Source organism: Plantactinospora sp. KLBMP9567, from assembly GCF_033446045.1.
Classification (GTDB): Bacteria; Actinomycetota; Actinomycetes; order Mycobacteriales; family Micromonosporaceae; genus Plantactinospora.
Window position 1 is genome coordinate 47,509 of record NZ_JAWQRR010000018.1, and the last position, 25,191, is coordinate 72,699.

The following is a 25,191-nucleotide window of genomic DNA, read 5'->3' on the forward strand; positions in this document are numbered from 1 at the left end:
CTGGACGAGGGCATGTGGGCGGAGGCCCAGCGCCGGCTCGGGCAGCGGTACGCCGCCGGAAGCCCGGATCCGGCGGCCGGGTTCGGCCCCGCCGACGACCTGCTCGGTGGGATCACCCGCTCGGAGGGGACCGAGGTGTTCGCCCGGATCCTGGCGCACGGGCCGGTCCCGCGCGCGGTGGTCTCCACACAGGACCTTGCCGAGCTGCTCGTCCGGCACGAGGCGTTCAGCACCGCCGACCACCTCGCCGCCGTCAACCGGCTCCGGGTGAGCCCCGGCGCGGCCCGCGACGGTGGGAACGGCGACGGCGGGAAGGGCCGCCCCGGTCCGGCCACCCCGGTACAGCGCACCCTCGCCGGGTTCTGGTCGACGCTGCTCGGCGTGGCGCACGTGGCACCCACCGACGACTTCTTCGAGTTGGGCGGCGACTCGCTGCTCGCACTACGGCTGCTCTCGATGCTGCGCGCCGAGTACGGCGTCGAACTCTCCGTCGCCCGGGTGTTCGACAACCCGACCCTCGCCGGGCTGGCGGAGCTGCTGGAGCGGTCCCGGCCGCCGCTCGCCACCGGTCGCGAGGAGGTGGTGCTGTGACCGCCGGACCGATCGACGAACTCCTGTCGGACCTGCGCCGCCGGCAGGTGACGTTGGTGCCCGAGGGCGACGAACTGCGCTGCACCGCCCCGCCCGGAGTGCTCACCGAGGAACTCGTCACCGAGCTGCGGGCCCGCAAACCCGAGCTGCTCGCGGCGTTGCGGGCCGGTGCCGGCATACCCCGGCTCGACGCGCCGCCGACGGCGCTGTCGTACGCTCAGGAGCGGTTGTGGTTGCAGGCGGTGCTGCGGCCGGGCGACAACGCGTACAACCTGCCGATCCGGGTGGAGCTGGCCGGACCGCTGCGTCCGGCGGCGCTGCGGCTGGCGCTCTCCGAAGTGCTGCGCCGGCACGAGGTACTGCGGACCCGCTACCGCACCCGGCGGGGTCGGCCGTATCCGGTGGTCGAGTCCGTGGCCGGCGCGGTGCTGCCACTGGTCGACCTCGGCGCGCTGCCCGAGGACGTCCGGCAGCGGGCGCTGGACGAACTCACCGTCGCCGAGGCCCGGCGCCCGTTCGACCTGGCCGCCGGGCCGGTGCTGCGGGCCCTGCTGGCGCGGCTCGGCGGGGACCGGCACGTCCTGCTGGTCACCCGGCACCACATCGCCAGCGACGGCTGGTCGCTCGGGGTGCTGTTCGGTGAACTGAGCGAGGTCTACACCGCGCTGCTCGGCGGCGTACCGCACCGACTGCCCGAACTGCCGATCCAGTACGCCGACTTCGCCGCATGGCAGCGGGAGCCGGCGCACCGGTCGGCCCAGGACGCGGCGGTACGGCGCTGGACACGGCGGCTGGACGGCGCCCGGTTCGGTCTCGATCTGCTGGCGTCGGCCGCGCCCGACACGGCGGCGGTGCCGGTCCGGACGGCCCGGTTGACGCTGGCCGGGCCGGCCGTGCACCGGCTCATCGAGACGGCACGGCAGCGGCGTACGACCCTCTTCACCGTGCTGCTCAGCGGCTTCGCCTGGGCGCTGCACGCGGTCGGCGGGCAGCCCGAGATCGTGGTCGGTACCGCCGTCGCCGGACGGGGACGACTCGAACTGGAACCGCTGATCGGTCCCTTCGCGACGATGCTGCCGCTGCGGCTCGGACTGGGCGGGCGGCCGAGCTTCGGCGAGCTGGTCGAGCGGGTACACGAGGTGGTACGGGCGGCCCTGGACGACCGGGAGGTGCCGACCGAGCGGCTCGTCGAGGCGCTCCGGCCGGAACGTACGCTCAGCGACAACCCGCTCTTCGCGGTGGCCTTCACCCTGCAGAACACCCCGGCACCCCGGATCCGGCTGCCGGAGCTGCACGTCACGGTGGCGCCGTCGACGCCGGTGATGCCCAAGTTCGCGCTGGCCCTGACCGCGACCCCGGCCGACGACGGCCTCGACCTGGAGCTGGAGTACGACCCCGGGCGGCTGGCGCCCGTGCTGGCGGCCCGGATCGTCGAGCTGACCGCGACGGTGCTCACCGACGCCCCCGCCCGGCCCGCCCTGCCGGCGCCGACCAGCCCGGGACAGTCGCCCGAGAACGCCGCCGGTCCGGAGTCGGCCGGTCCGGAGTCGGCCGGTCCGGAGTCCGCCGACGGCGCGACGTCGGGCGCTGCGCGCGCCGGGACGGGGACCGGCGCCGGGGCGCCGATCCCCGGGTCCGGCGCCGACCCGGCCGTGCCAGGCTGTCTGCACCAACTCGTCGCGCGGGTCGCCGCCCGGCAACCGGACGCGATCGCCGTCACCTGCCGGGGCGACCAGCTCAGCTACCGAGCCCTGGACGTCCGCGCCGGCCGGCTGGCCCGGGCACTGCGGGCCCGGGGCGTCGGGCCCGAGTCCCTCGTCGGTCTCTGTCTGGAACCGTCGCTCGACCTGGTCGTCGCGGCGCTCGCCATCGTCAAGGCCGGTGCCGGCTACGTTCCGATCGACCCGGGCGAGCCCGCCGAGCGGCGCAACCGGATCTGCGGCGACGCCGGGATACGCGTCGCGGTGACCCGACCCGGCCTGCTCGGACCCGACGTCGACCAGCTACCCGCCGCCGAGCCAGCCCGCTGGACAGCCCCGGCGCCACCCCGGCCCGGCCCACCGGTCAGCCCGGCCAACGTCGCCTACGCCATCTTCACCTCCGGCAGCACCGGAATGCCGAAGGCGGTCGTCGTCACCCACGCCAACCTCACCGGCGTACTCGCCGGAGTCCGTTCGGCGCTGCCGGCGTCCACGGCGGCGCGGACCTGGTCCATGACCCACGCACCGACCTTCGACGTCGCCGTCTTCGAGATGTGGAGCGCACTCACCGCCGGGGACCGGCTCGTCGTCGCCCCGGCCGGCAGCGCGCGTACCCCCGACGAGCTGTGGCGGTACCTCGTCGCCGAGCGGGTGACGATGCTCAGCCAGACCCCGGCCGCCTTCGGCCAGCTCGCCCCGGTCGCGCTGGCCGCGGGCGCGACCGGCGGACTGCATGCCGTGCTGCTCGCCGGGGAGAACTGCGACGTCGGCCAGCTCGCCGGCTGGTTCACCGCGACCGCACCGGGCCGGCCGGTGCTGGCGAATCTGTACGGGATCACCGAGACGACCGTGCACGCCACGTTCCGCCGGCTCGACCCGTCGGACGTCGCGGCGGCGGACCGGCCGGGCGGCGCGCCGGGCAGCCCGATCGGCCGGCCGCTGCCCGGCCAGTCGGTGCGGGTCCGCGGCCGCCGGGGGGAGCCGCTGCCCGACGGCGGCAGCGGGGAACTCTTCGTCGGCGGGGTCGGGCTCGCCCGGGGCTACCACCGGCGTCCGGGGCTGACCGCCGACCGCTTCGTCCCGGCCGGTCCGGGTGCGGTACCCGGGGTCCGGCACTACCGCTCCGGCGACCGCGGCCGGCAACTGCCCGGTGGTGAGCTGCGCTATCTGGGGCGGATCGACGACCAGGTCAAGCTGCGGGGCTACCGGATCGAGCCGGGTGAGATCGAGGCCGCCCTGACCACCCATCCCGGGGTACGGGCGGCAACCGTGGTGCTGTCCGGCTCCGCCCGGCGTACCCACCTGACCGGGTACGTCGTGCCGGACGCCGGCGGCCCCGACCTCGACGAGCCGGGCCTGCGGCGGTACCTGGCGGAGCGGCTTCCCCGGTACATGGTGCCGGCCCGGCTGGTGCTGCTCGACGCGCTGCCGCTGACCCGGCACGGCAAGGTCGACCGGGCCGAACTGGCCGGACGTGCGCTGCCCGCGCCGGAGGGGACCGGGCGGGACCGGCCCGGCACCGAGACCGAGCGGATCCTCGCGACGATCCTGGCCGAACTGCTCGGATTCCCCTCGGTCGACGTGATCGGGGTCCGGGACAACCTCTTCGACCTGGGCGGCGACTCCCTGCTGGTGACCCAGTTCCACGCCCGGATCGTCGAGACGTTCCGGGTGGACACCCCGGTCCGCCGGATCTACCAGGCGCTGGACATCGCCTCCCTGGCGGCGACGGTGGACGAGCTGGTGGCGCGGCGGGAAGACGAGGCGATCCGCAGCGCACTCGCCGAGGTGACCGGAACGGCCGAGGAGGACGCATGGGGCCGTCGATAGCAGCCGACCGGACGATCGTACGGATCGCCCGGGAGCATGCCGCCGGCACACCGGAGCGACCGGCGTACGTCTTCCTGCCCGACGGCGAGACGGAACGCGACCGGTGCAGCTTCGCCGAACTCGACGTACGGTCCCGGGCCATCGCGGCGGTACTCCGGCAGCGCCGGCTCGCGGGTGAGCGGGTCCTGATCGCGTACCCGTCGGGCCTGGCGTACGTGCAGGCGTTCCTCGGCTGCCTGTACGCCGGTGCCGTCGCGGTGCCCTGCGACGCGCCCGGTGCCGGGCCGGGCCGGACCCGGTTGCGAACCATCCGCGCCGACTGCGCTCCGGCCGCCGTGCTGGCACCGCCGTCGCAGACCGAACCGGCCGAGCTGGCCGGGCTGCCCCCGATCGACGTCACCGCCGTGCCCGACGAGGCTGCCGAGGACTGGACCGACCCCGGCACGGACCTGGACGACCTCGCGTTCCTCCAGTACACCTCGGGATCCACCCGCACTCCCCGGGGGGTGATGGTCAGCCACCGCAACATCGTCGAGAACGAGCGGCTGATTGCCGCCGCCTGTGGCCACGACCGGGACTCGGCCTTCGTCGGCTGGCAGCCGCTCTTCCACGACATGGGCCTGGTAGCCAACATCATGCAGCCGCTCTTCCTCGGGTCGCTGTCGGTACTCATGCCGCCGATGGCCTTCCTGCAACGGCCGGTGCGCTGGCTGCGGGCGGTGTCCCGGTACCGGGCGCACACCAGTGGCGGCCCCAACTTCGCGTACGACCTCTGCGTCGCGAACAGCACCGAGGAGGATCGGGCCGGGTTGGACCTGCGGTCCTGGCGGGTCGCGTTCAACGCCGCCGAACCGGTACGCGCGGAGTCGCTGCACCGGTTCGCCGAGACGTTCGGCCGGTACGGCTTCGCCGAGGAGGCGCACTTTCCCTGCTTCGGGCTGGCCGAGGCGACGCTGCTGGTCACCGGACCGCTCCGCGACGAGCCGCCCCGGGTCCGGCAGGTGGACGCCGGGCGGCTCCGGGCCGGCGTGGTCGCCCCCGCCGCGGGTCCGGCCGTACCGCTGGTGGCCTGCGGACGGCCCGGGCTGCGGACCGAGATCCGGATCGTGGATCCGGCGACCGGGCAGCCCTGCCCGGACGGTGCGGTCGGCGAGATCTGGGTCGCCGGCGGCGGGGTGGCCCAGGGCTACTGGGCGGCGCCGGCCGAGTCGGCGGCGACCTTCGGCGCCCGGCTGGCCGGATCCGGCACCCGCTACCTGCGTACCGGCGACCTCGGCTGCCTGCTCGACGGCGAGCTGTACGTGACCGGTCGCCACAAGGACATGCTCGTGGTGCACGGCCAGAACCACTACCCGCAGGATCTTGAGCAGACTGTCGAACGCGCCCATCCGGCGGTCCGGCCGGCCAGCGTGGTGGCCTTCGCCGTCGACACCGACGGCGCCGAGCGGGTGGTGCTCTGCTGCGAGCTGCGCGGCTACGGTGACCGGGCCGACCCGGCCGCGATAGCCGGCGCGGTGCGCGCGCGGGTACTCCGGGAACACGGCATCGTGCCGCACACGCTGGTGCTGCTGCGCCGGGGCGGTACTCCGAAGACGACCAGCGGAAAGGTGCGCCGGCAGGCCTGCCGGGACGCGTACCGGTCGGGCGGGTTGCCGGTCTACCGCAAGATCGCGCTGGACCGGCTGGCCACGCTGCCCGCGCTGCCCGGAGCGGAGGAGCTGCGTCGACTGGGCCGGCCGGCGGCGATCGAGCGGCTGGCGGAGGCACTGCTCGACGCGGTCGTCGGCCGGCTCGGGTCCGATCCGCCCACCGCCGCCCCGCACCCCGGCCGGCCGCTGGTGGAGCTGGGCGTCAACTCGTTGGTCGCCCTGGAACTGCGGCACGCCGTCCGGCGCGGATACGCGGTGGATCCCGGGCTGACCTGGCTGCTCGGCGCCGCCACCGCCGAGGACCTGGCGCGGTGGATCGTGGCCGAGCTGGCGGACGTGCGCTCCGGACCGGACGACCTGTCGCCGGCCGGACTGGACGACCCGCCGGGGGGACTGGACGACCCGCCGGCCGGACTGGACGACTGGTCGCCGGCCGGACCGGTGGCCGAGAACCGCTCGCCGGGTGGCGTGCACGTGGACGGCACCGACCCGGCCACCCCGCAGTGGCTCCCGCTCACCCTGCGGCAGCAGGCGATCTGGTTCGAGCAGCAACTCGCGCCGACCGCCGCCGCGTACCACCTGGCCCGGGCGCTGACCATCACCGGCGTACCGGCGGAGCGGCTCGACCGGGCGGTGACCCGGCTGGTCCGTCGCCAACCGGCGCTGCGTACCCGGTTCGCGCTGCGCGACGGGGAACCGCGCTGCGCCGTCGTCCCGGCCGGACCGGCGCTGCTCCGGGTGGACGCCACGGCGCTGCCCGAGGAGCGGTTCGAGGCCCGGCTGGCGGCGGAGGCGGAACGACCGTTCGAGCTGACCGAGGAGTTGCCGGTCCGGTTGACCCTGTTCCGCCGCGGCCCGGCCGAGCAGGTGCTGCTGGTGGTCGCGCACCATCTGGTGGCCGACTTCTGGTCGATGGTGCTGGTGGTCCGGGAGCTGGTCGACGGCTGTGCCGAGGACGGCCCGGAGGCGACGACCGCACCGGTCGGGACAGGGCAGGCCCGGCAGTTGGCGGCCGAGCGCGCGCTGACCGCCGCCGCCCGCTATCCCGAGAGCCGGCGGCACTGGCTGCGGGCCCTGGCCGAGGCCCCCTCCGGGCTGGACCTGCCGACCGACCCCCCAGCCCCCGCCGGGCAGATCCCCGCCGGGCAGATCCCCGCCAGGGTCGGCTTTGCCGGCGGCACGCACGAGTTCCGGTTGCCCGCCGAGCTGACCGCCCGGCTGCGGGCACTCTCGGCGGCGCACCGGTCGACCCTGTTCAGCACCCTGCTCGCGGGATATCGGCTGATGCTGCACCGGTTCACCGGCCAACCGGACGCGGTGCTCGGCACGCTGCTGGCCGCCCGGGACGCCCCGGAACTCGCCGACACCGTGGGCTATCTGGTGAATCTCGTACCGCTGCGGTCGCGCTACCGGGCTGCCCAGCCGTTCACCGGGTTCCTTCAGGACACCGCCCGGCTGCTCCGGGAGGCCGTGCAGCACGGCGACTATCCGTACGCCCAGATGGTCGCCGACCAGCGGGCCGGAAGCGGGGCGGTGCCCGCGCCGGTACGGACGCTGTTCACCCTGCACCAGGAGTACGGTGCCGGCGGGGACGGGTTCCGGGCGATGGCCCTCGGGGTGCCCGGGCGGCTGGACGTCGACGGGTTCCGGGCCGAAATCCGGCCGGTCCCTCGCCGGTGGGCGCAGTTCGACCTCTCGTTGAGCATGGCCGAGATCGGCGGCGAACTGGTCGGGGTCTGGGAGTACCGGCAGGACGTGCTGACCGGGCGTACCGTGGCGACGCTCGCCGACGGTCTCGCCCGGCTGCTGGCGGCGGTGGCGGCGCGCCCGACCGCCCCGGTCGGCGACGCCGAGCTGACGGACCCGGCCCAGCGGCGCCGGCTGCTCGCCCTGGCCGCCGGCCCGTCCCGACCGGACGGCCGGCGCGACGGGCTGCACGACCTGGTCGCCGCCGCCGCGCGGCGCTGGCCGGACGCGGTGGCGGTGACCGACCCGGCGAGCGGCCGCCAGCTCAGCTACCGGGCGCTGCACCGGTCGGCGTCCCGGCTCGCGGCGCAACTGCGCCGTCGGGGCGCCCGCCCCGACGAGCCGGTCGCGATACTCGCCGAGCGCGGGGCCGAGCTGGTCGTCGGCTATCTCGGGGTGCTCTACGCGGGCTGCGCGCTGCTGCCGCTCGACCCGACCGAGCCCCGGGTACGGCTGGCGGCGATGCTCGCCGACAGCGGCGCCCGGCTGCTCCTGAGCGAACGGCGGCTGCGCGGGCGGTTCGACGGGCTCGGCGGATCCGTGTTGCTCGTCGAGGACCTGCTCGACCGGGCGGGTGGTACGGCGGCTCCGGCGGCGGTGCATCCCGGGCAGGCGGCGTACCTGCTCTACACCTCGGGGTCGACCGGGGTGCCGAAGGGCGTGGTGGTGCCGCACGAGGGCATCGTCAACCGGATCCGGTGGATGCAGGAGGCGTACCGGCTGGCGCCCGGGGACCGGGTGCTGCACAAGACGCCTGTCACGTTCGACGTCTCCCTCTGGGAGGTCTTCTGGCCGCTGGCCACCGGCGGTTGCCTGGTGCTGGCCGCGCCCGGACGGCACCGCGATCCGCGCTACCTGCTGCGGCTGGTGGCGGCCGAACGGGTGCACACCGCACACTTCGTACCGACGATGCTGGCGCCGTTCGTCGCCGAGGCCGCCGCCGAGCCCGACGCGGCGGCCGGGTTGCGCCGGGTGGTGTGCAGCGGCGAGGTGCTGCCGGCGTCGCTGGCGACCCGCGCCGTCGAGGTGCTCGGGGTCGAGCTGGAGAACCTGTACGGGCCGACCGAGGCGGCCGTGGACGTGACGGCCTGGCGGTGCGTCCCGGACCCGGGCGGCCCGGTCCCGATCGGCCGGCCGATCGCCAACGTGGCCTGCCGGGTGCTGGACGAGCGGCGCCGCCCGGCGCCGGTCCGGGTGCCCGGCGAGCTGTACCTGGGCGGGGTGTGCCTGGCCCGTGGCTACCTGAACCGGCCGGGGCTGACCGCGCAGCGGTTCGGGCCGGCGCCGTGGGCGGAGCCGGGCGCACGCTTCTACCGCAGCGGTGACCGGGCCCGGGTCCGGCCCGACGGCGTGCTCGAGTTCGTCGGCCGGACCGACGAGCAGGTCAAGATCGGCGGCAACCGCGTCGAACCGGGTGAGATCGCCGAGGTGCTGCGCCGGCAGCCGGGCGTACGGGACGCGGTGGCGATCGCCCACCCGGGCCCGGACGGGCACCTCACCATCACCGGCTACGCGGCCCCGGCCGGCACCCTCGACGCCACCGGACTGCGGGACCAGCTGCGGGAGGTGCTGCCGGCCCATCTGGTGCCGGCCCGGGTGGTGCTGCTGGACCGCCTGCCGACGACCCCGAGCGGAAAACTCGACCGCCGGGCGCTTCCGGTGCCGACCGGACCGGACCTCCCGGCCGTGCCGAGCCCACCGGCAACCGCGACCGAGATCCGGCTCGCGGCGCTGTGGCGGGCCCAACTCGGCGTGCCGGAGGTGGGGATCGACCACGACTTCTTCGCGGCCGGCGGTGACTCGATCGTCGCCGTCCGGCTGGTCGGCGCCGCCCGGGAGGCGGGACTGGCGGTCAGCGTCACCGACCTGCTGCGGTACCGGACGATCCGGGCGCTGGCCGCGCTGGTCGACGACGCGGACGCCGCCGTCGCGGCCGAACCGGAGGTGCCGGCCTTCGCCCTCTGCCCCGAGGCGGCGCACCGGCCGGGAGTGGTCGACGCGTACCCGGTCTCGATGGGGCAGCGGGCCCTGCTGTCCCAGCTCGACCGGAATCCCGGCTACGAGGTGTACCTGACCAGCCTGGCCGTCCAGGCGCCGCTGGACCGGGTCGGGCTGGACCGGGCGGTACGCGCCGCCGTCGCCCGGCACGCCTACCTGCGCTCCAGCTTCGACCTCACCTCCTATCCGGAGCCGATCCAACTCGTGCACGCGGACCTGCCACCCGCGCTGGAACTGGTCGACCTGGCCGAACTGCCCGAGCCGGCCCGCCGCAGCGCGGTCGACCGGTGGCTTCGGGCCGAACTTCACCGGCCGTTCGCGGTGACGACCGGACCCCTGGTCAGGTTCACCGCGCACGACCTCGGCAGCGCGTTCCGGTTCACGGTGAGCAGCTTCGGGCTCGACGGCTGGTGTGACGCCACCCTGCTGACCGAGATCCTGGCCGACTACGCGGGAGCGGACCGCGCCGGCGGGGTCGAGCTGTCGCCGCCCCGGACGGAGTACCGGCACTTCGTCGCCGCCGAGCGGGCCGCCGCGCGGTCCACGTCGCATCGGCGGTTCTGGCGGGACGAGCTGGCCGGGGCGCGGCCGAGCCTGCTGCCCCGGTGGCCGTACCCGGCGGGCGGGGTCGGGCCGGTCGACCGCCGGCACGTGGTCGGCATCGACGAGCGGCACGCCGCCCGGCTGGCCGGGCTGGCGACCGAACTCGCCGTCGGCCTCAAACACGTCCTGCTGGGCCTGCACGTGGCGGTGTTGCGGGCGCTGGTCGGGCGGGACGAGGTCGTCACCGGGCTACAGGCCAACGGGCGGCTGGAGCGCCCCGACGGCGACCGGGTGGTGGGCATGTTCAACAACGTCCTGCCGCTGCGCGCACCGTCGGACGCCGGCACCTGGGCGGAACTGGCCCGGGCGATGCGGCACACCGAGGGCCGGCTCGCGCTGTACCGGCGATATCCGCTGGTGGAGGCGCATCGCCGGCTCGGCGCGGCGGGCCTGTTCGACACCCTGTTCGTCTTCACCCACTTCCACCTCTACCAGCGGCTCGCCTCGGCGACCGGGCTGGTGGTCGGCGACCTGTACGCGCCGGACCAGACGTACCTGCCGCTGACCGCGCACTTCAACCTGGACGCCTGGACCGGCCGGCTACGGCTGCTGCTGGAGTTCGACCCGCGCGAGTTCGGCCCGGCCCAGGTGGCCGCGATCGGCGACTGCTACCGGCGGGCGGTCGCGGCGGCGGCGGTGGACCCGCACCGGCCGGCCCGGGTCACGCCGCCACCGGTACCGCCGGGCAGCGCTGCGGCCGACGCGAGGATCGACCGGTTGGACCGACTGCTCGAACGGGTCCGCGGCCTCTCCGACGAGCGGGCGGCCGCCCTGCTCGCCGGGCACGGCGGCGGATCGACGTCCCCGGGAGGTGGAGATGACCGGACCTGACGACCGGATCGCGGAACTGTCACCGGCCAAGCGGGAACTCCTGTCGCGGTGGCTGGCCGCCGCCGAGGAACGCCCGGCCACGGCGGCGTACGCACCGGCGCGCACCGGAGCCGAGCACGCTCTGGTGGAGATCTGGCAGCAGGTGCTGGAGGTCGACCCGGTCGGCATCGACGACGACTACTTCGAGTTGGGCGGCGACTCGGTGCACGCGATCGTGGTCGTCGCCCGGGCACAGCAGGCCGGGCTGCGGATCGGCACCCAGGATCTGCTCGACGGCCGGACCATCCGGACCGTCGCCGGACTGGCCGCGGCCGCCGAGCCGACCGGTACGCCGGAAGCGCCGGACACCGCCGGCCAGGTCGCCGGGACGGAGCACCCACTGACCCCGCTCCAGCAGGGCATGCTCTACCACTCGGTGGGCGGCAGTACGCCCGGAGCGTATCTGGTGCAGCTACGCTGCCGGCTCGTCGGCGAACTGGACCGGGAGGCGTTCCGGTCGGCCTGGCAAGCGGTCTTCGCGGCGAATCGGGCCCTGCGGATGGTCGTGCGCTGGACAGACCGCGACCGCCCCGGTCAGGCGTTCGTGCCCGGGCTGAGCATGCCGATCGAGTTCGTCGAGTTCGGTCGGCTCGACGGCGCCGCCTGGGAGGACGCCTTCGCCGAACTGCTGGCGGAGGACCGGCGGCGCGGCTTCGACCTCGAACAGGGGCCGCTGATGCGGCTCGTCCTGGTGCCGGAGGGACCGTCCGCGCACCGGTGCGTGTGGACGTACCACCACCTGGTCCTGGACGGCTGGTCGCAGCAGTTGGTGCTGCGGGACGTCTTCGACAACTACCGCCGCCTCCGGGCCGGGCAGCCGGCGGCGCCGCGCCAGCGGCCGTCGTTCGAGACGTACCTGGGCTGGTTGGCCGGGCAGCCGGAGCCGGACGGGGAGTTCTGGCGGCGCCGGCTCGGCGACCTGCCGGCGGCGACCCGGGTGGCCGGTCCGGGGTGTGTGGACGGGCAACTGGTGACCGCCGAACGCCCGCAGGTCGACCTGGTGCTGCCGGCGCCGGTCGCGGACGCACTGGCGGCGTTCGGCCGGCGCCACGGCGTGACCGCCGGCACGCTGGTGCACGCCGGTTGGGCGTTGCTGCTCGGGGTGCACACGGGTCGGGACGACGTGCTCTACGGCGCCACCCTCTCCGGCCGGCCGCCGGAGCTGCCCGGCGTGACCGAGAGCGTCGGGATGTACGTCAACACCCTTCCGCTGCGCGTCCCGGCTCCGGCCGACGCGGTCGCACTGGAGTGGCTGGGCGAGGTGCAGCGGCGGCTCGGCGAACTGCGCGAGCGGCAGCACGTCGCGCTGAGCCGGATCGAGCGGACCGTCGGCCTGACCTACGGGGGAGGGCTCTTCGACAGCATCGTGGTGGTGGAGAACTTCCCCACCTGGATCCGGGGCGGCGACGAGGTGGCCGGGTTGCGGATCGAGCGGCTGTCGGTGGTCGTCGAGGAGGGGTACCCCCTCGTGCTGGAGTTCACCGGCGGCGCCGACCCGGTGCTGCGGGCGCGCTACGACCAGAACCGGCTCGACCGACCGGCGGTCACGGCGACGCTCCGGGCGTTGGCGACGCTGCTCGAGGCGGTGCTGGCCGATCCGGCGCAGCGGGTCGGGGAGCTGCGGGCCCGGATCGCCGCCGCGTGGCGGGCGAACCTGGACGACGAGCGCGGGGCACTCCGCGGCGAGGCCGGACGCCGGCTCGGCGGTGCCCGCCGCCGCGCCGCACCGGTCTCCGGGCGGAACCCAGTAGCGGAGAGCGGCTCCGGACGAGCAGGGACCGGGTCCGGTGCCGCCGGGGAGGACCGGCCCCGCGCCGCGCCGGCATCGGCCGAGGAGGGTGAACGCCGATGAGCCGGCGCGGGTCAACGGCCGACCTGGTACGGCTGCTGCTCGGTCACCTGAGCCGGTTCCGGGGCCGCACGCTCCAGGACGTGGCGACCGGGGCGTTGCGGGCCCCGGACGGTGACCGTGCCTGGGTCGTCGGCATCCTGAACCTGACCCTGCGGGCGCGTCGCTGGCTGCACTACCGGCTGGTCCTGGAACCGCGCCGGCTGCGGTCCCGCCTGCTGTTCCGGCGGCCCGACCCGGCCGGTCCGCGCCGGACGATCTCGCTGCTCTGCCCGACCCGGGACCGGGTGGCCCAGGTGGCGCGCATGGTCTCCAGCGTGGCCCGTACGGCGGCCGAACCGGACCGGGTCGAGGTGCTCTGCTACGTCGACAGCGACGATCCGGCGCTGCCCGGATACCGGGAGCTGTTCGCCGGGCGGCGGTTCGGCGGGGTCCGGTGCGTACTGCTGGTCGGCGAGCCGGTCGGCGTGCCGGCGGCCTGGAACCGGCTGGCCGCCGGGGCCGGCGGGGACGTGCTGCTGATGGCGAACGACGACCAGTTGTATGTGGACCACGGCTGGGACGTGACGCTCGACGCCCGGCTCACCGCGCTGGAGACGGGACATCCGGACGGCCTGCTCTGCCTCTACTTCGACGCCGGCCAGTATCCGGACGGCGGCCGGGACTTCCCCATCGTGACCCGCCGCTGGTACGAGGCGCTCGGCTACTTCGTTCCCACCGCTTTCTCGCAGTGGGAAGTGGAGACCTGGGTGTTCGACGTCGCCGAGCGGGCGGGGCGGCTGTACCCGGTGTCCGGGGTCTTCGTCGAGCACCTGCACTACCAGGACTACAAGGCGCCGTTCGACGCCACCTACCAACGGCACCGGCTGACCCGGGAGAAGTCCTTTGCCGACCACGCGTTGTTCCTGCGTACCGGCTCGGTGCGGGCGGCGGAGGCGGATCGGCTGCGGGCCGTTGTCCGGGGTGGTACGGGCACCGTACCGGCCACCGGCTTCTGGTTCGCCGGCTTCCTCGCCGAGCACCGGGACCGGATGGCCGCCGAGGTGGCCGCCTGGTCGGCCGGCTCCGAGCCGGCGGACGGAACACGGCGGGTGGTTCTCTTCGCCGACGGTGCCTGGACCGGCACCGCCGGCGAGACGTTGCCGGTGCTGGTCGACGTCCTGCTCGCCGTACCGGAGGCGACGGTGCCGTCCGGCAGCCGGGTCGAACTGGTGCTACTCGGCCCGGGCGCCGCGACCGTACCCGATCCGGGCATCCGCGACGCGACGGTGTCGGTCTGTCTCGGTCTGCACGTCCCGGAGCCGGCGCGACCGCGCGTCGGCGCCGTGCCGGTCGACTGGCGGCCCGGCGATTGCCTGGTCTTTCCGGGTGACACCGTGCCGATCATCCGTAACGACGGCGCCGGAACCCTGGCGGCGCTGCTCTTCTCCGTTCCCGACCCGGACCGGGTGCCGGCCCCGGCGAATGCGGAGGCGGTGACCGGCAATGCCTGAGATCGCCGGGTCCGGACGCCTCGGTCCCGAGCCGGAACGGCCGTCGCGCATCCGGCCCGCCGCGACGGACGGGCCCGTCCTGCCACTGCCGGCGCCCAACGGGCTCTCCGCGGAGCAGCGGGCTCGGATCGACGGGCTCTCCGCGGAGCAGCGGGCCCGGATCGACGGGCTCTCCGCCGAGCAGCGTGCCCGGTTCGAGGAGATCCTGCGCCGAAAGCTCGCCGAGGACGGTACGATCCAGCCGGCGTCCGGCCCCGGGCCATGGCCGGCGTCGCTCGGCCAGGAACGGATGTGGATCGGCAGCGACCTGGCGCCGTCGGTCAACACCTACGCGACCGCGGTGCGGCTGCGCGGACCGGTGAACCTGCCGGCCCTGCGCGCCAGTCTGCTCCGGGTGGCCCAGCGGCACGAGACGCTGCGCACCACCTTCCGGCTCGACGGGGCCCGCCTCACCCAGCGGATCGCGCCCCGGGCCAGCATCCCGGTCCGGCTGGTCGACCTCGGCGGGCTGCCTCCGACCCCCGACGGCGCCCTGCCGGAGCCGCTCCGCCGGTTGATCCGGGCCGAGGCGCGCCGGCCGCTCGACCTGGGTACCGGCCCGCTGCTGCGGGTCACCGCATACCGGCTCGGCCCGGACGACCACTGCCTGATGCTGAGCATCCACCACACCGTGACCGACGGCTGGTCACACGGCGTGCTGGTGGCCGAACTCGCCGCCGGGTACCAGGACCTGCTGGCCGGCCGACCGTGGTCGGCGCCGCCGCTGCCGATCCAGTACCGCGACTACGCGAGCTGGCAGCGAGAGCGGTTGGCCGGGGCGGAACTCGCCGCCCTGACCCGCTACTGGGCGGAGACCCTCCGGGAGTTGCCCCGGCTGGAGCTGCCGGTCGACGTGAACGGCACACCGGGCGCCGGTGGTGCCAACCTGGTGGTACGGGTGGATCCGCGCCTCCGGGCCGGGCTGGAGGAACTGCGCCGGGCCGAGGGAGGCTCCCGGTTCATGCTGGTGCTCGCCGCCCTGGTGGTCGTGCTGAGCGCGGTGACCGGCGCGTCCGACCTGGTCGTCGGCACCCTCGCCACCGGCCGGACCCGGCCCGAACTGGAGCGGCTGATCGGCTACTTCGTCAACGTCCTGCCGCTGCGCTTCCGGTTGCCGGACCGGCCCCGGTTCCGCCAGCTCTGGGCGCTGGTCCGGGAGCAGGTGCAGGCCGGGTACGCGCACCAGGAGATGCCGTACGAGAAGCTGCTCGAACAGCTACGCGCCGAGGGGGTGGCCGGCGCCTCGACCCCGATCCGGGTGCTCTGCGTGCCGCACCTGCCACCGGCACCGGTACGGCTGGCCGGTGTCGTCGCGCAGGTGCACGACGTCGACCTGGGTAACGCCCCGTTCGACCTGGTCGTCGAGGTGCACGACGGGCCCGACGAGCTGCGGATGGCGTTCCAGTACGACACCGGGCTGTTCACCGAGCCGACCGTCCGGTTGCTCGGCGAACACCTACGCGACGTGCTGGCCGCGGCGGTGGCCGATCCCGACGCGTCCTGCCCGGACCTGCTTCCGGCGCCGCCCCGGCGGGGACCGGCCGGGCAGCAGCCCGGGACGGCCGGGCTGCTGCACGAGGCGGTGGAGGCGCAGGCCGCCCACCGCCCTGATGCGGTGGCCCTGGTCGACGGCGCCGAACAGGTCTCCTACCGCGCGCTGAACGCCCGGGCGAACCAGCTCGCCCGGCACCTGCGCACGCTCGGCGTCCGTGCCGACGACCGGGTCGGGATCTGCCTGCCGCGTTCGGCGTCCTCGGTGACGACGATGCTCGCGGTGCTCAAGGCGGGTGGCGCGTACGTGGCGCTCGACCCGGCCCACCCGCCGGCCCGGCACGCCGAGATCCTGGCCGACGCCGGCCTGCGAGCGGTCGTCACCACCGGCGCGCTGCTGCGGGCCCGACCGGACGACTCCGTACCGACGATCGCGCTGGACGCGTCCGCCGCGCGGCTGGCCCGCTGTCCGGACACCGACCTGCGGCTGCCGTTGCACCCGGACCAGGCGGCGTACCTGGTCTACACCTCCGGCTCCACCGGGCGGCCGAAGGGAGTCGTCGGGCTGCACCGGGGCGCGGTGAACCGGGCCGAGTGGATGCGCCGGCACCACCCGGTCGGCGCACGCGAGGTCTGCGCCCTGCGCAGCCCGCTCACCTTCGTCGACTCGGTCTGGGAGACGTTCGGGCCGCTGCGCGCGGGTGCCCGGCTGGTGGTGCTGCCCGACGCCGGGACCTTCGATCCGGATCTGCTGGTGGAGCAGCTCGCCGTGGCGCGGGTCTCCCGGATCGTGGTGGTGCCGGCCCTGCTCGGCGTACTCCTCGACAGCGGACCCGGACTGGCCGACCGGCTGCCGTACCTGCGGACCTGGATCACCAGCGGCGAGGAGATCCGGCCCGACCTGGCGGACCGGTTCCACCGCGAACTGCCCGGCGCCCGCCTGCTCAACCTGTACGGCTGCTCCGAAGTCTCCGCCGACGCCACCGCCGTCGAGGTACCGGTGCCGGCACCGCCGAAGGTGCCGGTCGGCCGACCGCTGTCCGGGGTGACCGCCGTGGTCGCCGACGGGCGCGGGCGGGCGGTCCCGGCGCTGGTGCCCGGCGAGATCCTGGTCGGCGGGGCGGCCCTGGCGCGCGGCTACCACGGCCGGCCCGGCCGGACCGCCGAGGTCTTCCGGCCCGACCCGTACGGCCCGGCCGGCGCCCGGGTCTTCCACACCGGTGACCTGGCCCGGCAACGTGCCACCGGCGACCTCGAATACCTGGGGCGGCGGGACCGGCAGGTGCAGGTACGCGGTCATCGGGTGGAACCGGGCGAGGTGGAGGAGACGCTGCTGCGCCACCCCGGGGTCCGGGCGGCGGCGGTGGTGGTCCGGCCGGACGAGGGGAACTCGTCGACCCTGGTCGGCTACGTGGTGGCCGACGCCGACGTGGCGGAACTGCGGGCTTTCCTCGGCGACCGGCTGCCGGGCTACCTGGTGCCGTCACGGCTGGTGCCGGTCGACACCCTGCCGCGCACCGCCAGCGGCAAGGTCGACCGACTGGCGTTGCCGGCCCTCCGACCGGCGCCCCGACCGGCGGCCCGGCCCGCCGCGAACCCGGCCGAGCAGGTGATCGCGGCGGCGTTCGCCGAGGTCCTCGGCCTACCCACGGTCGGGCGGGAGGACGACTTCTTCCTCTCCGGCGGCCACTCGGTGCTGGCCACCGCGCTCGTCCGGCTGCTCTCCGACCGGCTCGGTGTCCGGCTGCGCCTGGCCGACCTGTTCGCCGCCCCGTCGCCGGCCGCCCTCGCCGGCACCGTGGACCGGCTGCCCCGGGACCGCTCGGCCGCACCTGCGGTGCTCGTTCCGGACCCGCAGGGCTGGCACGAACCGTTCCCGCTCACCGACGTGCAGCAGGCGTACTACGTCGGGCGGGGCGAGGACCTGCGGCTGGGCGGCGTCTCCACGCACGCGTACCTGGAGCTGATGGTCGCCGACCTCGACCTCGACCGGTTCAGCACGGCGCTGCGCGGCGTCATCGCGCGCCATCCGATGCTGCGGGCGGTGATGCTGCCGGACGGTACCCAGCAGGTGCTGTCCGAGGTGCCGCCGTACCGGTTGACGGTGTATCCGCTGCGTGGGGTGGCCGAGCCGGAGCGGGCGCGGCGGCTGGCCACGGTACGGGACGAGATGTCGCACCAGCTCCTCGGACCGCACCAGTGGCCGCTGTTCGACGTACGGGCCTCGCTGCTGCCGCCGGTCGACGGCGGACCGGCCGGCGACCGGGTACTGCTGCACGTGAGCATCGACGCGCTGATCTGCGACGCCTTCAGCTTCGGGCTGGTGATGGACGAACTGGCCGCCCGCTACCGCGACCCGGCGCTGCGCCCGGCCGAGCTGGACGTCTCGTTCCGGGACTACGTGCTGCACCAGGTCGCCCGGCGTGGCTCGGCGGAGCACGCGGCAGCGCTGGCCTACTGGCGGGAGCGGCTGCCGGCGTTGCCGACCGGCCCCGAACTGCCGGCGGGCGGTCCCGCCGGCCGACCCGGCCCGCACCGGTTCACCCGGCGGGACGGGCGACTCGACGTGGCGGCCTGGACGGTGCTCAAGCAGCGGGCCACCGCCGCCGGGCTGACCCCGTCCGGGGTACTGCTCGCCGCGTTCGCGGAGGTGCTCACCGCGTGGAGCCGCCGCCCGCACTACAGCCTGGTGCTCACCGTGTTCGACCGGGAGCCGGTGCATCCCCGGGTCGCCGAGATCGTCGGGGACTTCACCTCGCTCTCCGTGCTCGAGGTCGACCACACCCGGCCCGGTCCGTTCCTCGACCGCGCCGTGGCGCTGCAACGCCGGCTCTGGTCCGATCTGGACGCCTCGGCGGTGAGCGCGGTGCAGGTGATGCGGGAGTGGGCGCTGGCCCGGGGGCTGTCGCCACAGCTCAGCACGCCGATCGTCTTCACCTCCAACCTGCCGGTCGCGGCCGGCACGGCCGATCCGGCGCCCGGGTGGGCCCGGCACGGCGGGCTCGGCGAGCTGGCGTACGCCATCACCCAGACCCCGCAGGTCCAGCTCGACCACCAGGTCAGCGAGGAGCACGGCGAACTGCTGTTCAACTGGGACGCGGTCGACGAGCTGTTCGCACCGGACGTGCTGGACCAGATGTTCACGGCGTACCGGGAACTGCTGGCGCGGCTGGCCGGTGAGCCGGCGGCCTGGTCCCGGCCGGCCCTCCCGGAGCTGCCCGCGGCACAGGCCGCCCGGCGCCGGACGGTCAACGACACCGCGTCCCCGGTGCCGGCCTGGTGCCTGCACGAACCGGTCGCGACCGTCGCGGCGGGCCATCCGGACCGGGTCGCGGTGCTGGACGGGACGATCCGGCTCAGCTACGCCGAGCTGGCGGCGCTGGCCCGCCCGGTGGCCGAGGTGGTGCGCCGGGCCGGCGTCCGGCCGAACACCCTGGTCGGGGTGGCCACCCGACGCGGCTGGCCGCAGGTGGTGGCGACGCTCGGGGTACTGACGGGGGGCGCCGCCTTCCTGCCGCTGGACCCGGAACTGCCGGCCGAGCGGTTCGCCCTGCTGGCCCGCCGGGGCGAGATCACCCTGCTGTTCACCGAGGCCGACCTGCTGGCCGCGCTGCCGGCATTGCCCGGGGTGCGGGTCGTCGCCGTCGAGCGACCGGAGCTGCCCGACAGCGACGAACCGGCGGACGCAGCCCCCGCCGAGCCGACAGACCTGGCGTACGTCATCTTCACCTCCGGGTCGACCGGTGAGCCGAAGGGCGTCGCGATCGACCACCGGGGTGCGGCCAACACCGTCGACACGGTCAACCGGCGGTACGGCATCGGCCCGGACGACCGGATCCTGGCCGTCTCCTCGCTCAGCTTCGACCTGGCCGTGTACGACCTGTTCGGGATGTTCGCCGCCGGCGGGGCGGTGGTGCTGCCCGAGCACGGCCGGCGGCGGGATCCGGCGCACTGGGCCGAGCTGGTCCGGCAGCGCCGGATCACCGTGTGGAACTCGGTGCCGGCCCTGGCCGAACTGCTGGTGGGCCACGCCGAGGCGGTGGACCCGGACGCGCTCACCTCGCTGCGGCTGGTGCTGCTCAGCGGGGACTGGATCCCGGTCGGCCTGCCCGACCGGATCCGCGCGCTGACCGGTGCCCGGGTGGTCAGCCTCGGTGGCGCGACCGAGGCGTCGATCTGGTCGGTCTGGTATCCGGTCGGGGCCGTCCGGCCGGACTGGCGCAGCATCCCCTACGGGATGCCGATGGACAACCAGACTCTGCACGTACTGGACGACGCCGGGCGCGACCGGCCCGACTGGGTGGCCGGTGAGCTGTACATCGGCGGCCTGGGGGTGGCTCGCGGGTACTGGCGGGACGACGAGCTCACCCGGCGGAGCTTCCCGGTGCACCCGGCGACGGGACGGCGGCTCTACCGCACCGGCGATATCGCGCGGTACCTGCCGGACGGCAACCTGGAATTCCTCGGCCGGGAGGACGCCCAGGTCAAGATCAACGGGTTCCGGGTGGAGCTGGGCGAGATCGAGGCGGCGCTGGACCGCACCGGCCTGGTCCGGGCGGCCGCGGTGACCGCCGTCGGGCGGCCCGGCGGCGACCGGCGACTCGCCGCCCACCTGGTGCCGGCCGATCCCCGGCGGTTCGACCTGGACCATGTCCGCGTACGGCTCCGCGCGGTGCTTCCGGACTACATGGTGCCGACCACCTGGACGGTGCTGGACGAACTGCCGCTCACCGGCAACGGCAAGGTCGACCAGCGGGCGCTGTCCCGGCGTACCGAGCGGGCGGAGGGCTTGGAGAAGACCGGGAGCGGCGGGCCGCCATCTGGCCGCGGCGCCGGCTCCGCCGAGCTGACCGAACGGCTCTGTGCACTGTGGCGGGAAACCCTGGACGTCGAGTCCGTCGGTCCGGACGACAGCTTCTTCGCCCTCGGCGGCACATCGCTGGTCGCCATCCGGATGCTCACCCGGCTCGAACAGTCCTTCGGGGTACGGATCCCGTTGCCGCAGCTCTTCGACTCGCCCACCGTGGCGGCGCTGGCCGAGGCGATCTCCGCCGCGTCCCGGTCGACGGAGCCGGTGGCCGGGCCGGCGGTCGCGCTGCGGCCGGAGCCGGACGCCGCGTACGAGCCGTTCCCGCTCACCGACATCCAGCAGGCGTACTGGCTCGGCCGCCGGGCGGGTGCCGGGCTCACCGGGGTGGCGACGCACAGCTACCTGGAGCTGGAGGTCGCCGACCTCGACCTGCCCCGGCTGGAGCAGGCGCTGCGCCGGCTCGTCGACGCGCACCCGGCGCTGCGTACCGTGATCCGGCCGGACGGCCGGCAGCAGGTCCTGCCCACCGTACCGGCGTACCGGATCCCGGTGACCGACCTGCGGGGCCTGGACCCGGAGCGGGCCGGCGCCGCCCGGCAGCGGCTACGGGACCGGATGTCGCACGAGGTACGCGACGTCGCGCACTGGCCGCTGTTCGACCTCCGCGCGCAGCGCCTCGACGGCGGGCAGACCCGGCTGCACCTGAGTTTCGACCTGCTGACCGTCGACGCCCGCAGCATGTGGCTGCTCACCCGCGAAGTGCTCGCCCGGTACGCCGACCCGGCCGCCGAGCCGTCCGGACCGGACGTCACCTTCCGGGACTACGTACTGGCCGTGCAGCGGCTGCGGGAGACCGAGCCGTACCGCCAGGCGCTGCACTACTGGCGGGACCGGCTGGCGGACCTGCCGCCGGCACCGGCACTGCCGCTGGCCCGTCGGCCGGAGGAACTGCGCGGAGCCGCGTTCCACCGGCTCGCCGCCGAGCTGGACGAGCCGGCGTGGCGGGCGCTGCGGAACTGGGCGGCGGCGACCGACCTGACGCCGTCCGGACTGCTCTGCGCGGCGTTCTGCCGCAGCATCGCCGGCTGGAGCGAGTCGCCGCGGTTCACCGTCAACCTGACGACGTTCCAGCGGCTGCCGGTGCATCCCGACGTCGACTCACTCGTGGGCGATTTCACCACCACCACCCTGCTGGCGGTGGAGTGCACCGGTGGCCCGTTCCCGGACGAGGCGCGGCGGGTGCAGGAGCGGATCTGGCAGGACCTGGAGCACGGGATCGTCAGCGGCGTGGAGGTGCAGCGGATGCTGCGCCGGGTCCGGGGCGGCGGGGCGGACGTCATCATGCCGGTGGTGTTCACCAGCACGCTCTTCCCGGAGCCGGCGGAACCCCTGCCGGCCGGTGGCTGGGAAGCCCGGCCGGTCTACGCGATCAGCCAGACTCCGCAGGTCCTGCTGGACCACCAGGTGGGCGAGCGGGCCGGGCGGCTGGTGTTCAGCTGGGACTACGTGCCCAGCGCGTTTCCGCCGGGCCTGGTGGAGACGATGTTCGCCGCCTACCGCCGGCTGCTCCGGGTACTGGCCCAGGAGGCCGCCGCCCCGGCACCGGCCGTGTTGGCTGTCGACTTCGCGCTGGGTGCCGACTCCGTGTCGGGTGTCGGCTCCGGACCGGGTGCCGGCTCTGCGCTGGGCGCCGGCTCCGTGTCGGGTGTCGGCTCCGGACCGGGCTCGTTGGCCGAGGGACCGACGAGGTCCCGGCAGGCCGGTGTGCCGGCGTCGACCGGGGACCCGCCGGTGGACCGGACCGCCCGGCAGACCACGTCCACCCGCGAGCCCGGAGGTGTTCCGAGGTGACCCGTCCCCAGCCAGCGTCCGTCACGCTCCCCGCCGAGCAACGGGAGCTGATCGAGACCATGAACAGCCGTACCGCGCCGGTCCCGCCCGGGACGCTGGCCGAGCGGGCGCTCGCGGTGGCCGCCGCGCACCGGGAACGGATCGCCGTCGTGTCGCCCCGGGAGACGCTGAGCTACGGACAACTACTGGACCAGGTGGCGGACCTGGCGGACCGGCTGTGTGCCGCCGGCGTGGGTCCGGGCAGTCGGGTGGCGCTCTCCGTGGAGCTGGGCTGGGAGCAGTTGGCCGGAGCGCTGGCGATCATGCGGGTCGGTGCCGCGTACGCGCCGGTGCCGCCGAACCTGCCCCGCACCGTACGGTGGGAGGCCCTCAGCCAGGTCAAGGCGACCGTTGTGGTGACCCAGTGGTGGCTCACCGACCGGATCGAGTGGCCGGACGGGACGACGGTGCTCTCACCGGAGGAGGAGCCCACCGGCACGATAGGGCTCGGCGACGGCGGGCCGCACGAGGGCGCCACCGCGGCGGTGCTCCCGCTCGACCCGGTCGCCCCGGACGGCGCCCGCCGGGCCGCCCGCACCGCCGTCGGGCACACCACCGTGCTCAACGCCGTCACCGACGTCGCCCGCCGACTCGGCCTCGGCGCGGACGACCGGGTGTTCGCCCAGGCCCCGGTCGAGTCGGTGCTCTCCCTGCACGAGATGTTCACCGGGGTGCTCGCGGGCGCGACTCTGGTGTTCGGCCAGGACGTCGACGTACGCCATCCGGCGGCCTGGCTGGCGCAGTTCCGGCGGGACGCGGTGACCGCGTGGCTGCCCACCCCGTCCCTGCTGAACATGCTGCTCGATCACCTGGCGGCGACCGGCGAGTCGTGGCCGGCGACGCTCCGTACGGTGCTGCTCTCCGGCGAGCCCCTGCACCCGGACCGCCTCCGCGAGCTGCGCTCCGTCGCCGGCCGCGACCTGACCGTGGCGTACGCGACGGCGGCCGCGCCGCAGGACGGCTGGGTCGCGCTGTGCGACCTGACCGAGCCGGCGGACGACTGGCGGTCGGTGCCGATCGGCCGGCCGTTGGCCAACAACCGGCTCTACCTGCTCACCGAGACCCTCGCGCCGTGTCCGGTCTGGGTGACCGGGCGGCTGCACGTCGGCGGTCTGGCGGCCCGGACCTCGGACGACCCGGACTGGGCCGCCCCCGGCCCGTCGGTGCCGCACCCGGAGACGGGGGAGCCACTGGTGCCGACGGCGCTCTTCGGCCGGCTGCGCCCCGAGGGCGTGATCGAGGCGGTCGGCGACGACTCGTCGCGGATCGTCGTACACGGCCGCCCGCTGAACCTGCGGGACACCGAGACGGCGCTGGACGCGCACCAGGACGTCCGGCAGGCCGTGGTGGTACCGGTGGCGGAGAGCACCGAATCGGTGGGGTACGTCCGGCCGCGTACCGGCCGGGCGGTCAGCGCCGAGGAGCTGACCGGGTACCTCCGGCGCAAGGTGTCGCCGTACCTGATGCCGGCCCGGATCGAGGTGGTCGGGGCGCTGCCGCTCACCTCGGACGGGCGGGTCGACCGCAGGGCACTCGGCTCGCCCCCACCGGCCGCCCGGACGGCACCGTCCGGGCCGGACCCGGCGCCTACCGCCGACGAGCGGGAGCTGATCCGGCGGGTCACCGAGGTGGCGTGCCGACTCTTCGACGTCGGTGACATCGAGCCGAACGCGAACCTGCTGGACATCGGCGCCACCTCGTACCAGCTCGTCCGGTTGGCCACCGTGCTGGAGGAGAGCCTGGGCGTGGTGGTCGAGGTGGAGGAGCTACTGCGCTTCCCGTCCATCGCCGTGATCGTGAGCAGCCACCTCGCCGCGCTGCCCGAGTCGGTGCCGCCGGTGCCGGGGCCACCCGCCGGGTCGGCGTCCGCCGTCGCGGGCGTCGGCACGGAGGAAGCGGCCGGCACGGAGGGAGCGGCCGGCGGCGGGACCCTGACCGGCCTGCTGGAACGCCAGGCGTTCAAGGACGCCCGGTACGGCGTCCGCACCGACCTCGACGACGGGACGGCGGTCGACCTGGCCACCCCGGCCGACGAGCGGATCGGGGCGCGCCGTACCGTCCGGTCGTTCGAACCCGATCCGGTGGACCTGGCCGACCTGGCCGGCCTGCTCGGGGCGGCCCGGGCGATCCGGCGCGGCGGCGAGCCGAAGTTCTGGTATCCGTCGGCCGGTGGCGCCTACCCGGTCCAGGTGTACCTGCTCGCCGCACCCGGTCGGGTCCGCGGCCTGCCCGGCGGCAGCTACTACTACCACCCGGACCGTAACGCGCTGGTGCCGATCGACCCCGACGCCGCGCTGCCGGCCTCCGCCCACCTGGACCTCAACCGGGCCGCGTTCCGGCAGAGCGCCTTCTCGCTATACCTGATCGGCCGGATGACCGCGATCCGGCCGCTCTACGCCGAGCTGTCCTGGGACTTCACCGTCTTCGAGGCGGGCGCGCTGACCCAGGCGTTCGGACTGGTGGCCGCCGAACGCGGCCTGGGCCTCTGCCCGGTCGGCACGATGGACAGCGGGCCGCTGCCGGCGCTGTTCCGGCTCGCCGACCAGGACCGATTCGTGCACGCCCTGCTCGGTGGCGTACCGGCGGACGGGGGCCGGTGATGGCTCCCGGCCCCGGACCGACCGCCGGGCAG

At 75.2% G+C, this 25,191-nt stretch carries 7 protein-coding genes (1 of these 7 only partly in view); all 7 read left to right on the top strand.

The window, feature by feature from the left end; translation table 11 throughout:
* Tightly spaced (each overlapping or abutting the next), the 7 genes in view from R6Y94_RS13505 to R6Y94_RS13535 form a layout consistent with a single transcriptional unit that may run on beyond the window.
* A protein-coding gene (locus R6Y94_RS13505; RefSeq protein WP_318396166.1) for a type I polyketide synthase crosses the window boundary here: on the top strand, positions 1-591 show its end. 5,394 nt of this gene lie to the left of the window's left edge; 591 of the gene's 5,985 nt are visible here — the last part of the coding sequence; its start codon lies off the left edge, out of view; its stop codon occupies positions 589-591.
* On the top strand, positions 588-4,121 hold the full coding sequence (locus tag R6Y94_RS13510) for an amino acid adenylation domain-containing protein (RefSeq protein ID WP_318396167.1): 3,534 nt from the start codon (positions 588-590) through the stop codon (positions 4,119-4,121). Before R6Y94_RS13505 ends, R6Y94_RS13510 begins: the two co-directional genes overlap by 4 nt.
* Positions 4,106-10,948, top strand: coding sequence for a non-ribosomal peptide synthetase (locus R6Y94_RS13515; RefSeq protein ID WP_318396168.1), 6,843 nt, complete (start codon positions 4,106-4,108; stop codon positions 10,946-10,948). Before R6Y94_RS13510 ends, R6Y94_RS13515 begins: the two co-directional genes overlap by 16 nt.
* Entirely contained in the window at positions 10,935-12,839 is a 1,905-nt protein-coding gene (locus R6Y94_RS13520; RefSeq protein WP_318396169.1) for a condensation domain-containing protein, read from the top strand. The genes R6Y94_RS13515 and R6Y94_RS13520 overlap by 14 nt, the downstream gene beginning before the upstream one ends.
* Positions 12,836-14,329 (top strand): aspartyl/asparaginyl beta-hydroxylase domain-containing protein, encoded by a 1,494-nt coding sequence (locus tag R6Y94_RS13525; RefSeq protein ID WP_318396170.1) that lies wholly within the window; start codon positions 12,836-12,838, stop codon positions 14,327-14,329. The genes R6Y94_RS13520 and R6Y94_RS13525 overlap by 4 nt, the downstream gene beginning before the upstream one ends.
* Entirely contained in the window at positions 14,322-22,520 is an 8,199-nt protein-coding gene (locus R6Y94_RS13530; RefSeq protein ID WP_318396171.1) for a non-ribosomal peptide synthetase, read from the top strand. The genes R6Y94_RS13525 and R6Y94_RS13530 overlap by 8 nt, the downstream gene beginning before the upstream one ends.
* Positions 22,517-25,159 (top strand): AMP-binding protein, encoded by a 2,643-nt coding sequence (locus R6Y94_RS13535; RefSeq protein ID WP_318396172.1) that lies wholly within the window; start codon positions 22,517-22,519, stop codon positions 25,157-25,159. The genes R6Y94_RS13530 and R6Y94_RS13535 overlap by 4 nt, the downstream gene beginning before the upstream one ends.
* Positions 25,160-25,191 lie beyond the last annotated feature (32 nt).